The 330-nt window shown below is 53.9% G+C and carries 1 rRNA gene; it reads left to right on the top strand.

The features are described 5' to 3' along the window. A 16S ribosomal RNA gene (locus tag NATSA_RS15340) occupies positions 1-330 on the top strand; the annotation flags it as partial.

Here is a 330-nt window from a genome sequence, read left to right as displayed (position 1 = left end):
GAGACTATATGCCCTGGAGGTGCCAGCCGCCGCGGTAATACGTAGGGGGCAAGCGTTATCCGGATTTACTGGGTGTAAAGGGAGCGTAGACGGTATGGCAAGTCTGATGTGAAAGCCCGGGGCTCAACCCCGGGACTGCATTGGAAACTGTTAAGCTAGAGTGCAGGAGAGGTAAGCGGAATTCCTAGTGTAGCGGTGAAATGCGTAGATATTAGGAGGAACACCAGTGGCGAAGGCGGCTTACTGGACGGTAACTGACGTTGAGGCTCGAAAGCGTGGGGAGCAAACAGGATTAGATACCCTGGTAGTCCAGAAGTGTTAGTAACCGCG

Origin of the sequence: Natronogracilivirga saccharolytica (genome assembly GCF_017921895.1) — a bacterium.
GTDB classification, from domain to species: Bacteria; Bacteroidota; Rhodothermia; order Balneolales; family Natronogracilivirgulaceae; genus Natronogracilivirga; species Natronogracilivirga saccharolytica.
The sequence above is the reverse complement of the archived record's forward strand: the minus strand, read 5'-3'. Positions and strand labels throughout refer to the sequence as shown.